Genomic DNA, 1,587 nt, shown 5'->3' with positions numbered 1-1,587 from the left:
CCCTCTCTGTCAAAGTAGGTCGAGTCAGGCATACTGGATGATTCGTTGAGTCGAGGGCGGAGAAGGAGTAGTGCCCAGGTGGCCAGCACGAATGACCACGGGACCCCTGATCCGCAGGTGGAAGCCCGGTCGACCGGTCCGCGCCGGTATACCGCGGAGTACAAGACGAGGATCCTCGCCGAGTACGAGTCGTTGGACAAGAAGGGCAAGGGTGCCCTGCTGCGGCGGGAGGGGCTGTACTCGTCGTTGATCACGACGTGGCGGCAGCAACGGGACAAGGGCGCCCTGGACGCGCTCGCCGCGCCGGCCGGACGGCCGAAGGGGGACCCGCGGGACAGGGAGATCGCGAAGCTGAAGGCGGAGAAGGCCCGCCTGGAAGCCGACCTCGCGAAGGCCCGCACGGTCATCGAGGTCCAGGGAAAACTCTCCGCGCTGCTCGACCAGTTCGCCACGGACAGCGCCCCGAAGCAGAACGGCGAGAACGACCAGTGACCGGGGCCCGGTCCGCGGCCGTGGCGTTCACTACCGCCCGCGACCACGCCCTCGAAGAGCTCACCGGGCTGGTCGGACGCGTCCAGGCATGCGCCGCGCTCGGCGTGAGCCGGGCCACCTACTACCGCCACCACCGCCGGAGCCCCGCCCCGGCCGTGCCGCGGCAAAAACGGCGCCGACACCCCCGCGCGCTCACCCCGGAGGAGGAGATACGTGTCCTCGATGTGCTCCACTCCCCGGAGTTCGCCGACATGGCGCCCGCCGAGATCTACGCGGTCCTCCTGGATCGGGGTGTCTACCTGTGCTCGGAGTCGACGATGTACCGGCTCCTGCGACGGCACGGCGAGGTCCGTGAACGCCGCCGCCAGGCCCTCCATCCGCCCCGAACCGTTCCCGAGCTGGTCGCCGAGGGCCCGAACCGGGTCTGGAGCTGGGACATCACGAAGCTGAAAGGCCCGGTCAAGGGCGTCTACTACTGCCTCTACACGATCATCGACATCTTCAGCCGCTACACGGTCGGCTGGATGATCGCCGACCGGGAGAACAAGGACCTCGCCGAGCGGTTCCTGTCCGAGACGATCGCCAAGTACGGCATTGTGCCAGGTCGGTTGACGATCCACTCGGACCGCGGGTCTCCGATGGTCGCGCAGAACGTTGCCCAGATGATGGCGGGTCTCGGTGTCACCAAGTCGCATTCGCGGCCGAAGACGTCGAACGACAACCCGTACAGCGAGAGCCAGTACAAGACCCTGAAATACAGGCATGACTTTCCCGAGCGTTTCGGATCCCTCGAGGACGCCCGGGCGTGGTGCACCCAGTTCTTCACCTGGTACAACGAGGAACACCGGCACTCCGGGATCGGCCTGCACACGCCCTACGACGTCCACTTCGGCCTCGCCGAACAGCTCCGCGAGATGCGTGCCGACGTCCTCCAGGCGGTCTACGCGAAGCACCCCGAACGCTTCGTCCGCAAGCCACCGGAGCCCCCAAAGGTCCCCGCAGCGGCCTGGATCAACAAGCCGGCACCATACGGCCCACTGATCCCGGCACAGCGTTAGAACGATCTACCTGCCTTGATCGCTTTGACAGGTTCCG

Annotated in this window: 1 pseudogene; it reads left to right on the top strand. The window is 66.7% G+C overall.

Annotation, left to right across the window (positions count from 1 at the left end):
* The first annotated feature begins 78 nt into the window (after positions 1-78).
* Positions 79-1,550: pseudogene (locus ACWD5D_RS44820) on the top strand (IS3 family transposase).
* The last annotated feature ends 37 nt before the right edge of the window (positions 1,551-1,587 follow it).

Source organism: Streptomyces sp. NPDC002520 (genome assembly GCF_053595235.1).
This window is presented reverse-complemented; position numbering and strand designations above follow the sequence as displayed.